Source organism: Streptomyces sp. SL06, from assembly GCF_058244745.1.
Genome location: NZ_JBSYOT010000002.1, coordinates 3783963 through 3796824 on the forward strand (window position 1 = coordinate 3783963; position 12862 = coordinate 3796824).

Annotated in this window: 15 protein-coding genes and 1 pseudogene; 13 read left to right on the forward strand and 3 right to left on the reverse strand. The window is 68.3% G+C overall.

The genetic code is table 11. The features are described from left to right. Positions 1-215 precede the first annotated feature (215 nt). The 9 genes from AC4IHM_RS17295 (at position 216) to AC4IHM_RS17335 (ending at position 6923) form a co-directional block, all read left to right on the forward strand. Positions 216-611, forward strand: a complete 396-nt coding sequence (locus tag AC4IHM_RS17295; protein WP_490867931.1) for a hypothetical protein — start codon at positions 216-218, stop codon at positions 609-611. A gap of 2 nt (positions 612-613) precedes the next feature. Then, positions 614-1069 (forward strand): hypothetical protein, encoded by a 456-nt coding sequence (locus AC4IHM_RS17300; protein WP_490867932.1) that lies wholly within the window; start codon positions 614-616, stop codon positions 1067-1069. A gap of 920 nt (positions 1070-1989) precedes the next feature. Then, entirely contained in the window at positions 1990-2304 is a 315-nt protein-coding gene (locus tag AC4IHM_RS17305; protein ID WP_490867933.1) for a transposase, read from the forward strand. Positions 2305-2839: 535 nt separating this feature from the next. Beyond that, a complete protein-coding gene (locus tag AC4IHM_RS17310; protein WP_490867934.1) occupies positions 2840-3574 on the forward strand; it encodes a Crp/Fnr family transcriptional regulator in 735 nt (244 codons plus the stop codon). Positions 3575-3687: 113 nt separating this feature from the next. Continuing rightward, positions 3688-4479: a hypothetical protein gene (locus AC4IHM_RS17315; protein WP_490867935.1), complete on the forward strand. Its 792-nt coding sequence runs from the start codon at positions 3688-3690 to the stop codon at positions 4477-4479. Then, positions 4476-4769 carry a hypothetical protein gene (locus tag AC4IHM_RS17320; protein WP_490867936.1) on the forward strand — a complete coding sequence of 98 codons (294 nt, stop codon included), beginning with the start codon at positions 4476-4478 and terminating at the stop codon, positions 4767-4769. Before AC4IHM_RS17315 ends, AC4IHM_RS17320 begins: the two co-directional genes overlap by 4 nt. Continuing rightward, complete coding sequence (locus tag AC4IHM_RS17325; protein ID WP_490867937.1) at positions 4760-5506, forward strand: hypothetical protein; 747 nt, start codon at positions 4760-4762, stop codon at positions 5504-5506. Before AC4IHM_RS17320 ends, AC4IHM_RS17325 begins: the two co-directional genes overlap by 10 nt. Beyond that, positions 5503-5811: a helix-turn-helix domain-containing protein gene (locus AC4IHM_RS17330; RefSeq protein ID WP_490867938.1), complete on the forward strand. Its 309-nt coding sequence runs from the start codon at positions 5503-5505 to the stop codon at positions 5809-5811. The genes AC4IHM_RS17325 and AC4IHM_RS17330 overlap by 4 nt, the downstream gene beginning before the upstream one ends. Next, a complete protein-coding gene (locus tag AC4IHM_RS17335; RefSeq protein ID WP_490867939.1) occupies positions 5808-6923 on the forward strand; it encodes a hypothetical protein in 1116 nt (371 codons plus the stop codon). The genes AC4IHM_RS17330 and AC4IHM_RS17335 overlap by 4 nt, the downstream gene beginning before the upstream one ends. Positions 6924-7528: 605 nt before the next feature. Here AC4IHM_RS17335 and AC4IHM_RS17340 read toward each other — a convergent pair. Then, positions 7529-8161 carry a TetR/AcrR family transcriptional regulator gene (locus AC4IHM_RS17340; RefSeq protein ID WP_490867940.1) on the reverse strand — a complete coding sequence of 211 codons (633 nt, stop codon included), beginning with the start codon at positions 8159-8161 and terminating at the stop codon, positions 7529-7531. Between the two features lie 182 nt (positions 8162-8343). On the opposite strand from AC4IHM_RS17340, the gene AC4IHM_RS17345 reads away from it, so the two are divergent. After that, on the forward strand, positions 8344-9162 hold the full coding sequence (locus AC4IHM_RS17345) for an alpha/beta fold hydrolase (protein ID WP_490867941.1): 819 nt from the start codon (positions 8344-8346) through the stop codon (positions 9160-9162). Positions 9163-9191: 29 nt separating this feature from the next. Then, positions 9192-10067: a CE1 family esterase gene (locus tag AC4IHM_RS17350; RefSeq protein WP_490867942.1), complete on the forward strand. Its 876-nt coding sequence runs from the start codon at positions 9192-9194 to the stop codon at positions 10065-10067. 12 nt (positions 10068-10079) lie between these two features. On the opposite strand, the pseudogene AC4IHM_RS17355 reads toward AC4IHM_RS17350, so the two are convergent. Continuing rightward, a pseudogene (locus AC4IHM_RS17355) lies at positions 10080-10355 on the reverse strand (arsenic resistance protein); the annotation flags it as partial. Between the two features lie 56 nt (positions 10356-10411). Continuing rightward, the gene (locus tag AC4IHM_RS17360) at positions 10412-10795 is read right to left on the reverse strand and encodes an ArsR/SmtB family transcription factor (protein WP_490867943.1); all 384 of its coding nucleotides are present in this window, start codon (positions 10793-10795) and stop codon (positions 10412-10414) included. A 96-nt stretch (positions 10796-10891) separates the two neighbouring features. Here AC4IHM_RS17360 and arsM point away from each other — a divergent pair, with 96 nt between their 5' ends. Together arsM and AC4IHM_RS17370 are read left to right on the forward strand one after the other, a co-directional pair. Next, complete coding sequence (gene arsM, locus AC4IHM_RS17365) at positions 10892-11716, forward strand: arsenite methyltransferase (protein ID WP_490867944.1); 825 nt, start codon at positions 10892-10894, stop codon at positions 11714-11716. A gap of 563 nt (positions 11717-12279) precedes the next feature. Further along, positions 12280-12759, forward strand: coding sequence for a hypothetical protein (locus AC4IHM_RS17370; RefSeq protein WP_490867945.1), 480 nt, complete (start codon positions 12280-12282; stop codon positions 12757-12759). Positions 12760-12862: the final 103 nt, after the last annotated feature.

The window sequence follows — 12862 nt, forward strand, 5'->3', positions numbered from 1 at the left end:
TCGATGACGGAGTGAGGGCCCTTATCTCTGCGCTGGACGCAGAGGAGGAGCAGCCCCCCGAGCCCGCCAGAGGGTCCCGGCGGCGCATGCGACGGCTGGGGACAGCCCTCTCCTTACCTCATTTGCGTCTTGTCGCCGTGACTGCGAGCTTCCTCTCGGCAGTCCTGACGTCGGCATTGGGGCTCATTTCCCTGGCAAGTGGGACCAATTGGCCCGTGGCCGTCATATCTGGGAGTTCGGTACTGGCCACGGTGGGTATCGGAGCCTTCTTTGTTGCCCTGCAGCACTCGCTCAAGCAACGGGAACGAGGCTTGCAGCACCGCGACAGCGAGGTGATGCGTCAAGCGGTCATGCAAATTGCCGAGAATCAGGTCGCTTCCCTTGAGACGCGAAGCCTGATTCGCCGCAGCAAGGCGAATCCGGAGCTGGCGAACGCGCTACTCATCGAGATCGTCTCGGAATACAACGAAGGTGGGCTCAAGAATCTTCCCCTCTCTGAGGCCCACTCTCCGAAGGTGAGCGTAGAGCAAGTCATGAGAACGGCGAGTGCCGATCACCCTGTGGTTCAAATGCTACGCCGGCTTGCATCAGATGTGCAGGGAGCACCGTAAGTATGTCCGAAGCGGGGGGAGAGGCTGGTTCGAAGGTAAATATCGACCAGCTCATCGAGCTGACCGGAAGACTGGGTAACGTAAAAAAGGACAGTCTCAAGCGGGCCCTCAAAGAAATCAACTACACGGCCCGCACAAAGCGGATCGACATGTATCTCGGGCATGCCACTACAGTGCTCGGAATCCTCATGGCCGGCGGGGTTGTTTGTGCCCTTATTTGGGTGGCGCACCGTATGGTTGAGGCGCATGAGGCAGGATATGGCGTCCTGCTCTGCGGCCTCCCGGCCTCTTCCATCGCGGCAATCTTCGTCATCAAGAAGCTTCCCGACTTCAAAGCACTTTCGTCAATGGCACGTCAGGTCCAGTCGGGGCAGCAGCAGGCGGACCAATTCCCCACATCCCGCACACCGATCGACGGCAATCCCAGCCCGGTTGACCAAACCGGCGGCGGCGCCTGACGGACGGCTGGAGCTGACCGATCCGGGCTTCGACTTCTCCGTGTTGAGCGAGTTCCGTGGTCGGCTCATCGCCGGTGGGGTCGAGGCCGGGGTGCTGGATGCGGTCCTGGAGAGTGTTTCGGCGGCCGGTCTGCTCAAGGCCGGCGGGCGTCAGCGCAGTGATGCCACGCATGTGCTGGCGGCAGTGCGGGAGGTGAACCGGCTGGAGTCCGTGGTGGAGGCGGTGCGGGCGGCACTGAACGCACTGGCGGTCGCGGCGCCGGGATGGCTGGCCGAGCGGACGCCGCCGGAATGGTTCGACCGGTACTCCGCCCGGCCGGAGGACACGAAGTTCCCCAGCCGCTGGGCTGCCCGGCCCAGTCATGCCGAGCAGGTCGGCCAGGACGGCATGACGCTCTTGCGGGCGTGTGGTCGGCCGAGGCGCCCCTGTGGCTGCGGGAGCTGCCGGCGGTGGAGTTCCTGCGGCAGATGTGGGTGCAGGAATACCAGGTCAGTGACGGTGAGGTGGGGTAGCGCAAGCCGAAGGACTGCCCGCCTGGGCGGTTACGCATCCGCTCGGTCTATGATCCGGACGCCCGCAACGGGGCCAAACGCGACCGGGCCTGGTGCGGCTACAAGGTTCATCTGACCGAGACCTGCGAACCCGATGCCCCGCACCTGATCACCGAGGTCATCACCACGACGGCGGCTGCTGCCAACGTCCACGTCACCGACCGGATCCACGACGGTCTTGCCCGGCGGGACCTGGTGCCGGACGTCCATCTATCCGACGCCGGTTACGTCGATGCCGCGCACCTGGTGTCCGCCCGCCGTGACCGCGGCATCGAACAGGTGGGACCGGTCGGCGCCAACACTGGCAGGCCGCCGCGAACAGCGGTTACGGCATCGACGACTTCGCCGTTGACTGGGACAACAAGCAGGTGATCTGCCCGAACGGCAGGACCAGCAGGCAGTGGCAGCCTGACGGGCGACGCTCGTCAGGCCCCGTGATCCGCGCCAGGTTCTCACCTGCGGACTGCTGTCCCTGCCCCTCACGCGACCAGTGCACCCGCGGCGTCACCTACATGGGACGCGAGATCACGCTGCGGCACCGCGACGAACACGAAGCGCTCCGCACAGCCCGGCGCGACCAGCAAACCGACCAGTGGCAGCAGCGCTACGGACACCGCGCCGGGATCGAGGGCACCATCTCCCAGGGCGTCCGCGCGTTCGGGCTGCGCAGGTCCCGCTACTGAGGCCATCCCAAAACCCACCTGCAACACCTGCTGACCCCAGCCGGAATGAACCTCGCACGCCTCGACGCCTGGCTCACAGGCACCCCACTCGCCCCGACACGCACCTCACACTTCGCAGCACTCCGCCTCACCGGATAAATCCGGTGAGGCGGAGTGAAGGGACATTCGCCAACAGTGTCCGGGAACGGTGGGGCCCCTCGACATCGTGCCCGGTGAGGCATTGGCGGAGGATACGAGATTCGCTCTGAACCAACGGTGAGGGAACGTGGCTACGCGTCCTGTCAGCCCGCGGCGGAGCCGAGATCGTGGTCGGTGATGCCGTGGCCGGGTCGAACTCGTACGGGCCGCACTGCCGGACAGCGGATGACGATCACGGGCCATGCGCAGCGCGGCGACGGCTCAGGCGCTGTACCTGCGCCGACGCGCCCTCCGTGCACACCCACCACACCGAATGCTTCTCGCACGCTCTTTCTGCGCGAATCCGATGCTAGTTCCCTGGCTGGGAAGGCACTCGGTTCCGACTGCGAGGTGGGGTATGGAACGTACGAATCACGGGACATCAATGGTCGGCAGGCACGACATCGGGGAGCGGTGCCCTGCCCACTTCCTCGGCAGCCTGTCGGGGCCGGTCCGGGAGCGACTGCTGAGCATCGGGTCCTCGCAGGAGTATCTGCCCGGGGAGAAGATCCTGGTGGAAGGGGCATCGGGCGATTACCTGGTGCTCTTGAGGAACGGCTGCGTGAAGGTCACCGGCAGGCTCGGCAACGGGCGCGAAGCCCTGATCGGCGTCCGGGTCGGCGGAGACGTGGTCGGAGAGATGGCCGTGATCGACAACGTCCCCAGGTCGGCCACGGTCACGGCGTGTGATGCTGTCGACGCCCACGTCGTCCAAGGCCGAGTGATGCGGAGCTTCCTCGACAAGTGCCCCGAGGTTGCCATTCAGATCGCGAGGCTCAGCAATCGCCGCCTGCGCACATCGAATTCCTGGCGTATCGCCTTCGGAGCGTTCTCCGTCAAAGTGCGGCTGGCCCGGGTGCTCGTCGAACTGGCCGAGAATCATGGCCGTCTCGTCCGCTCATGCACCGTCATCTGTATCAACCTCACCCACACCGAACTCGCTGGGCTCATCGGATCGACGGGGGAGTCGGTGCAGAAGGCTCTGGCGACTTTCCGCGCCGAAAGGATCGTCGAAACCGGGAGCCGTCGGATGGAGGTGATCAAGCTGGACCGCCTCCGCGAGATTGGACGCCTGCCGGCGACCGGCCGCTGACAGGACCGAGGAATCCGCACTATTACGGCCTGTGGGGGTTTTGGGGCCCACCGGCAGCACAGTTGGCGTCGACTCACTCAACGGCCCAAACCTATGAGTAGGTGATGGTTCACATGACATCGCACTCGACCGTCAGTCCCTGGGGCACGCCGCGACCGAACATCACCCGCCGCCTCTGCTTGGCGGCGGACATCGAGCAGTACAGCCGCTTCGACATCCCGGACCAGCAGGCCGCCCAGGCCCAACTCGCCCGGATGCTGCGGGCGGCAGCCGAACGCAGTGGGCTGGACCACGACAAGTGGTCCACCCAGCCGCAGGGCGACCTGGAGTTCGCTGTTCTCCCGTCAGGCACTCCCGAGCAACTGGTGTTGGGCGAGTACGTCACGCACTTGGCAGCCGAACTCGGCGGCCACAACGCCACCCGCCGGCCCGCCGAGCGGATGCGGCTTCGGCTGGCCATCGACACCGGTGTGGCCGCCACGGCCGCCCTGGGCTTTTCCGGCCCCGCTCCGATCGCGGTGGCGCGCTATCTGAACGCGCCCGAGGCGAAGCAGGCCCTGGCAGCCGCCGGGTCGGCGAGCCTGGTCGTGGTGGTCTCCGACCGGCTCTACCAGGACGTGGTGCGCTCGCGAGTCCACGGACTCGACCCGGACCAGTACCGCCGCATCCACGTGCGGCAGAAGGAGTTCGCCGGGTACGGCTGGGTCTGGTTGCCCGGTGTGGACCCGCGGGACACGCGGGAGCCCTCGCCGGGCGCGCCGGAGGACGGGCCGCAGCCTCCGGCGCGCCAGGTGGAACGGGAGCAGCCGAGCTTTGTGCAGCACGGCGTCCACGGCACCGCCATCCAGGGTGTGATCCACGGGTCCGTCATCCACGGTCCCGGGCCCGGCCGGGCAGGTCGATGAGCGACGACTCGCCCGTCGGAAGCTGCATCTCCTGCGGCAACGCGGCGGGCGGCAACCGCCAGCAGGGCACCCGGGGCCTCTCCGTCCAGGGCAGGACCGGCGACGTGCACTACTACGCCGCCTGCGACCACCACACCGCCGCGAGCGCGTTGCGCCGCACGGCCGGCTTCTCGCCGGCCCCCTACGAGACGTTGCGCCAGGAGCTGCACCGGATCATCCGGGCCTGCTCGCGCATCGTGGACGACCTGCGTGACGACACCGTCGACTCGGGAGGCTCACTTTGGGACTGATCCCCTACAACCGGGTGTTCGACGTTCTGGAGCACCGATTCCTGCCCGCCGACCTGCCCTTCCCGGTCACCACCGCCGACGGTCCGACACGGATCTCTGCCCTGACGGCCCGGCGGGCGTTGTACGGCAGGTCGGCTGACCCGCGGCTCCGTGAGGAGATCTGGCACGAGGCCGTCGACGCGGCGCGGTGCGACACCAGTGCGGCCGGGCATGGCCAACTGCTGGTGCTCTGGCTGGCCCTGCCCGTGATGCGACGTACCATCCACCGGATTGCGATCCGGTGGCCGATCGACCGGGCAGAGCTCGAATCCGAGGCACTGTTCGCCCTACTGGCAGTGCTCGCGGAGGTGGCACCGCATCCCCAGGAGACCGATCGCGCACTGTTGCGCCCCGCCGTCAACCGGGTCTGGGCGTTCGCCAAGGCCCGCCTGCGGGAGCGGCCGGTGGCGGATGTCGCGGCGTTGGCCGCCGCCCACCTCGCCGTCGAGGCGCCCGCGAAGTCGTCGGTCGGTGACTGGCAGGACGGCTGGGAACTGCGTGTGTCGCCGCCTGCCCGGCCGGACGGCCTGTCAGCGACAGTGCGGTTCAGCGTCACGCCAGAGCGTCTGGAGAGCTTTCGCCTGGGCGAGCTGGCAAGCCACTTGGGCCTCGGAGAGACCGTGCACCGGGCGCGACGCCCGAGCGAGGGCAGCCGGATCGGTACCCTGTCGCTGCGGCCGGTCGGAGAGCGGCGATGACCCCACGCTTCGGTACCTGGCTGTCGTTCGGCGAGGCATTCGACCTGCCGCTGGCCGTCGATCTGCGCACCGCCGCCCGCGCGCTCGGACTCTGCCCCGCCACCGCCTACAAGCTCATCCACCAAGGCGGCTTCCCCTGCCCGGTCCTGCGCCTCGGGCGGCAGTACCGGATCCCCACTGCCGACCTGCTTCGGGCGCTCGGGATCGAGGAACGCCCCGTCTATCCGGCTGACCTGCGAGCCGGTGTCGAGTTCGCGGAACAACGCGATCGCGCAATCGAGTTCGAAACGGAGGACTACGCATGAGCATCATGGCCGTCGCCGATCCGGAGCCCGAAGAGACACCGATGACGACCTGCTTCGTCATCGCGCCCATCGGCAACGAGCACGCTCCGGACGGGAGCCCGGAACTCCTGGCGTTCGAGGAGAACCTGGAGTTCTACGAGAAGGTGATCCTGCCCGCCTGCGCCAGGCACGGCATCGTCCCGGTCCGGGCGGACGGGATCGCCGAGTCGGGCGAGATCACCGAGCAGATCTGCCGCCATGTGTTGCAGGACGACATCGTGATCGCCGACCTCACCGGGGGCAATGCCAACGTCACTTATGAACTCGGGATCCGGCACCTGACCGGTAAGCCCATCATCCACATCGGCGAGCACGGGCAACTGCCGTTCGACCTCTCGCTGATCCGGACGATCATGTTCAAGCGCAGCCGGAGCGGGCTGGTCAAGGCACGGCGGGACCTGGAGACCGCGCTGGAGGGTGCCCTGCGCAACGAGTTCGAGCCGCTGACTCCGGCCCGCATTCTGTTCGGGCTGCCCGCGACGGCGCCACTGCCGGCTGTGGTCGAGGAGGAGCCCGACGACCCGGAGGCCCCCGGGCTGATCGACCAGTTCGCTCGGGTGGAGGAGCAGACGGAGGCGATGGGCGAGACCGCGGAGGCGATCGGCGGGTACATGGCGGTGATCGCCGAAGTCGCCCTGCAGATCGGTCCTGTGATGGAGCAGGCATCCCACCCCGGGGTGCCGATGAGCGCGTGGCTGCCGGCGATGACCGAGCTGGCGAAGTCGATGGCCGAGCCGGCCTCCGGTCTCCGGGAGACGTGCACCCGCTTCGCCGGGCAGATGGTCGAGATGGATGCGGCAGCGCAGACGGTGTTCGACGTCATCGAGGCGATGCCGCCAGAGCAGCGCGCCGGCTCGACGACCGGCTTCCTGGAGCAGATGATCAGCATCGCCGAGTCCACCCACGAGGTGATCGGCGTGCTCGGCGAGGTCGAGGTCGTCATGCGGTGGGTGGTGAAGATGAGCCGGGAGTTGAGGGCGCCCGTCCGGGACATCTCGGCAGCGGTGAAGCAGGTCAGCGGCGTGATGAACCGGATCGCGGACTGGGAACGCCGCGCCCGCGCGCTGATCTGATCGCGCCGCGCACCTGTCGACAGAGCGAGCCGAAGGGCCGACGGGCGTTGTTGCGGACGGGATGCCCGGGGGAGTGACGATCGTCTGCCGCCTCATTGCCGGTGGAGCCGGTGTCCGGGGTGCCGTCCGCACTCTGGGCTGCGAGCCTGAAGCAGCGGACCACAACCCAAACTGCAACCAGGCAACGATGTCGGCCCGGACAGCGATGCTGTCCGGGCCGACATCTGCCAGGTGGAGGGCGCGCCCGTCATGGCCTGCTGCGGGGCGTTCGGGGTGGCCATGTTAGGACGGGGCCGGACGAGGATGAATGAGACCAGAACTGAGACTCCCGGACCAGCGTCATCGGGCAACGCCCTACTCCCACCACACGAATCGCGAGTGCAGTGCCATCGGGTCGGAAAGAGGTTCCGCCCCAGTCGGCGACACTGTCCGGCTTGAGCCAGTCCCTGGTACTCCTTGAACTTGCCGACCACGAGAAGGTCGCGCAGATCGGTGGCCGTGCCGGAAAACGCTGCGACGCGAGTGCCGTTGATGCGGAAAACCTGGTCCGCTCCGACCGGCTCGAGAGGGCACGGTCGGGCGCCGGGAACGGCTCCACCCACATGTCAAGGAGCGGCCGGCCGCCCGGGAGGCCGGAGGCCTGGAGCATCCGGTCGGCCGCAGGCACCCTCCGGGGCGAGTCCGCGCAGCATGATGGTGAGGTAGCGGTGGGCCGCGGTGGAGCGGTCCTCGGTGTCCGTGGGCGGGTGGACGGTCGCCGCGTACACCACGCCGCACATCAGCGGCATCAGGTCGGTCTGTCTCACGTCCGCACCGGCTGAGGCCACCGCCTGCGCCTGCGCCCACAGCCGTCCGGCCAGTGCGGTGAGCCGCTGCTTCAGCTCGGTGGTCTCCGGCAGCGCGTCCTGGGACGCGGAGTACACCGCCGAGATCGATGCGTCGCTGGTCAGGACGTCGACGGTCGCGTGCAGAAAGTCGCTCAGCGCGGCCCAGGGGTCGCTGCCGGACAGCGCCCGCTCGGCATGGTCGGCCAGCGCTTCGAACCCCGGGGCGGCGACGGCCTCCAGCAGCGCCTCGGGGGTGGGGAAGTGCCGGTAGACGGTCGCCACCCCGACCGAGGCGGCCCGTGCCACGTCGTTGAGCTGGATCGGCGTTCCCTCGTCCACGAGCCGACGGCCCACGTCGACGATGCGCTGGCGGTTGCGGGCGGCGTCCTTGCGGAGCGAGGCGGCGGTCATGCCTCCCAGCTTAACCGGATGACTCATCCGTTTGTGTTGCGTTGAAACGGATGAGTCATCCGGTTACCTGCTCGGGGTGACTCCACCTGCCGACTTCCGGAGACCCTCATGCCCTTCACCGTGACCGGCGTCCCGCACCTGCCGGACGGCTTCACTGGCACTTCACCAGCCGCACCGTCGACGTGGACGGCCTCACCCTGCACGCCGTGACCGGAGGGGACGGACCGCCGCTGCTGTTGTTGCCCGCCTGGCCGCAGTTCTGGTACGGCCGGCGGCTGGTGATGCCCGCACTCGCCGAGCACTTCACGGTCGTGGCGGCCGACCTGCGCGGCGTCGGAGCCGGCGACAAGCCCGCCACCGGGTACGACCCGGAGACCCTCGCCGAGGACATGGCCTCCCTGATGACCGCCCTGGGCCACGAGCGGTTCGCCGTCGCCGGCCACGACCTCGGCATGATCGTCGGATACACGCTCGCCGCGCGTCACCGCGACCGGGTCACGCGCCTGGCTCTGGCGGAGGCGATCCTCCCGGGGCTCTCTCAGTCGCCGCCGCTCCTGATGGACGCCGCCCTCAACGAGTATCTGTGGCACTTCCCCTTCAACCGTCTCAAGGACATCAACGAGCGCGTGGTGGCCGGGCGCGAGGAGATCTACTTCGGTCACCAGTTCGCGTCGAAGGCCGCCGCCCCGGATGCGATTCCGCAGTACGCGGTGGATGTCTACGTCGACGCGCTGCGCGACCCCGCGGCCCTGCACGCCAGCTTCGAGTTCTACCGGGCGGAGGAAGGGGTCTCCCAGATCGCCGCCCTTGAGGCGGACGGTCCCCTGACCATCCCGGTGCCGGCCGTCGGCGGCGAACGCGGTTCGGGCGAGGCGGTCGAGCAGGTCGTACGGCAGGTCGCCGACGACGTGACCGGGGCAGTGGCGCCGGGCGCGGGGCACTTCCTGCCCGAGGAGGCGCCGGAGCGGACCGCCAAGACCCTCATCGGCTTCCTCGCCTGATGGCGCGCGCGGCGCGGAGGACGGCAGCGATGCGGCACGACAGCGTCGAAGCCGGCGGCAGGACGCGCACCTACACAGTGGTGGGCCCGGAGGAGGGGAAGCCCGGACGCGACCTGATCCTGCTCTTCCACGGATCGAAACAGACAGGGGAGGCGCACCGGAGGTTCACCGGAGCCGCCTATGACGCCGCGCTGGCGGACGACGGCACGGCGGTGGTCGTCTACCTCGACGGGTACAGGAAGAACTGGAACGACGCACGCCGGAACGTCTCCTTCCCGGCCCGCAAGGAAGCCATCGACGACATCGATTTCACCCGGGTGGTCATCGAGAAACTCACGACCACCCACCGAATCGACCCGCGCCGGGTCTTCGCGGTCGGCCACTCCAACGGCGGGCAGATGGCGATGCGCCTGGTGCACGAGACGCCGGGACTGATCGCCGGGGCCGCGGTGATCGCGGCGACACTGCCCACACCGGACAACTACCTGCCGGCGGAGACCCCGCCCGTGCCGTTGCCGGTGCTGATCGTCCACGGCACGAAAGACCCGATCGTTCCCTACGGGGGCGGCGAGATGAGCCGGTGGGCCAGGGCGCTGTTCAAGGTGGGCGGCGGAAGCCTCTCGGCACCGCAGACCGCGGCCTACTTCGCGGCGCGCAACGGCATCACCGACGAGCCCGTCAGCAGCCGCCTGCCGCAGCGGACAGGGCGGGCCTGCGGGACCTCGGCCGAGCGCACCGACTACCGCCAGGAGGGACGGCCACCGGTAACCCTGCTCACGGTGCACGGAGGCGGCCACACGATCCCCGGCCCGGCCAAGGCCCCAGCGGTACTCGGCCGAACCAACCAGGACGTGAACACAGCCGAACTGATCAGGGAGTTCTTCGGCCGGGCCGCTGCGAGCTGACGGGGTTGGCACGGAGAGGACCTGGAAGACGGAGTTGATCGCGACCAGGACGGCGGCGGCTTCGCGGTCGCCGCAGGTCGTTCCAGGCGATGACCATGGCGATGCGGCGGGCGAGCCCGACGATGATCAGGCCGGTGCGGTACGCGGGCGGGTCCGGCAGGAGGATCCAGGCGAGGGCGAACATCAGCCCCGGGCCGAGCGCCCAGTCAGCACCAGGGCCGGGATGAGCAGGCGGCGGTCGCGGGTGACGGTGTCGAGGCGGTCGTGGCGGACCTTGGCGGGCACCGGGACAGCCGCGCTGTTACCGGCGCGGGGCGCGGTGGTGCTGTCGGTGGTGCTGTCGCTCACGAGGAGGCCTCCGCGGCGGCGGGGTTTCCGGGGCGGGTGAGGAGGCCGGCGAGCTTGTCGGTCAACTCGGGCAGCGGCCAGTAGTAGACCCAGGTGCCGCGCCGCTCGCAGTCGATCAGGCCCGCCTGCCGCAGCAGCTTCAGGTGATGGGAGATCGTCGGCTGCGACAGATCGAACGCGGGGGTGAGATCGCAGACGCAGATCTCACCGCCCTCGCACGAGGCGATCATCGACAGCAGGCGGAGCCGGACGGGGTCGCCGAGTGCCTTGAAGACCTTGGCCAGCTCGACGGCCTGCTCCTCGTCGAGCGGTGCGGTCAGCAGGGTGGGGCAGCAGCCGCTCGCGTCCTGGCCGAGCACGATCAGCTCTTGTTTCGACATGCCTCTATGTTGACGAACCTCGATCCAGGGCGCAAGGTTGCATCGAGATTCTTCGAATCAGTACACCCGACGTCCATCCCTTCCAGGGGGTATGCCATGAGTGATCAGCCCACTGACCTGCGGGAAACCGTCCGCGAACGCTATGCGGCTGCCGCTGTCCAGGTCGCCGAAGGCGGCACCGCCTGTTGTGGCCCGCAGGCCATCGAGATCGACGACAACTTCGGCTCCACTCTGTATGCGGCCGACGAACGCGGCGCCCTGCCCGCCGAGGCGGTCGCCGCCTCCCTCGGCTGCGGCAACCCCACCTCCGCCGTCGACCTCCATGAGGGCGAGCGCGTCCTGGACCTCGGCTCGGGCGGAGGCATCGACGTACTTCTCTCCGCCCGCCGGGTCGGCCCGACCGGCAGGGCGTACGGCCTGGACATGACGGAAGAGATGCTCGCCCTCGCGCTGGCCAACCAGAAGAAGGCCGGCGCCACCAACGTCGAATTCCTCAAGGGCACCATCGAGGCCATCCCACTGCCCGCGAACGCCATCGACGTCGTCATCTCCAACTGCGTCGTCAACCTGTCCACCGACAAGCCCGCCGTCTTCGCCGAGATGTACCGCGTCCTGACCCAGGGTGGCCGCATCGGCATCTCCGACGTCGTGGCCGACGACACACTCACCCCCGGTCAGCGCGCCGAACGCGGCGACCACGTCGGTTGCATCGCCGGCGCCCTCTCCTTCGCCGAATACCGCGAGGGCCTCGCGGCGGCAGGCTTCACGGACATCGAACTCACCCCGACCCATGCCGTCGCCGACGGCATGCACTCCGCCGTCGTCCGCGCCACCAAGCCTGCCCAAGTGCTGAGTGCCGTCACCCAGAAGCCCTCCAGCGAGGGCAGGGCCGGCTCCTGCTGTGGTGGGAGCGGTTGCTGAATCGAGGACCGCGACGGCCGCGGTCCGCCGCAGGCGCTCTCGTTCGGCGGCGGGGCCTCCAGCAGACGTTGGGCCAGTCGGTCCGCGCCCGCGTGCGGGGTGGAAGGCCACAGCTGTCCCGCCATGAGCGCGGACACCGCCGACCGCCCGCACCCGCCCGGAGGGGCGAAGCGGGTACAACGACGAAGGGCCCCATCTTGCGGCGGGACCCGACGACATCGTGCCCGGTGAGGCACTGGCGGAGGATACGAGATTCGAACTCGTGAGGGGTTGCCCCCAACACGCTTTCCAACTGTGGTGGTGGCCTTGGGGGTCTCGGACGAGGCCGTTCACATGCGTTCATGGGAGGTCGACTGCTGGTTCCGCGGCGGCTCCGGGTCTCGCCTGAACGCTCGTGAACGGAGCTGAATGAGACGGAAAATGAGACGGCGGTGAAGCGTGTGGGCGGCCGATGGTAGCAGGCTCATGGCCTGGGGCACGCCGACTGCTGTGCTCTTCTGGGCACGACTGTCAGTGCCGTGCCTCAGACTCGTCTGGGAAGACAGGCTGCCGAAGGAGCCACAGTGGAGGTTTGGGTAACCGCTACGTTCGCGTTGATCGGCGTGATCACTGGCGCAATAGTCAGCCCATGGGCAGCGCGCCGGCAGGCGTGGGTCACGGCTCGGCGCGAGGCACTGGACCGCGCCATCGTGGCCACCAGGAAGGCGAACCTGCGGCGCAACTACCTGCGAGGCGTAGCCAAGGATTGGTTGCTGCCCGTGCAGGTGGGAACCTCACCAATCGAGCACTGGCCTGTGCTGACGGATGAGCACCTGGCGCTCGCTCACGCAGCACGTATACAGATGCCCCTTGACGGTTTCGCGGAGTTCAGGGCTGCCGTTGTAGAGATGCGCGATGCTCTTGCGGTCGTGGAGCCCTATGTTGTTCTTGAGTGGAATTGGGAGCAGGAGTGGCTTCCTCGCCCAGAAACGTTCTCTTCGTTGCTCAGGCAGTTGAAGCAGGCACGCGACCGTAGTGTCTGGTGGCGTCGACTGCGCCCCTGAGCCCGATCAATCTCCTTCATAGAATCGATACGAGGCACCCTTAGCTTGGGAAGCTCGGGTTGTCTAGGGGGAGTTGAGTGTCTGACCTGTGGGGAGTGGCCCA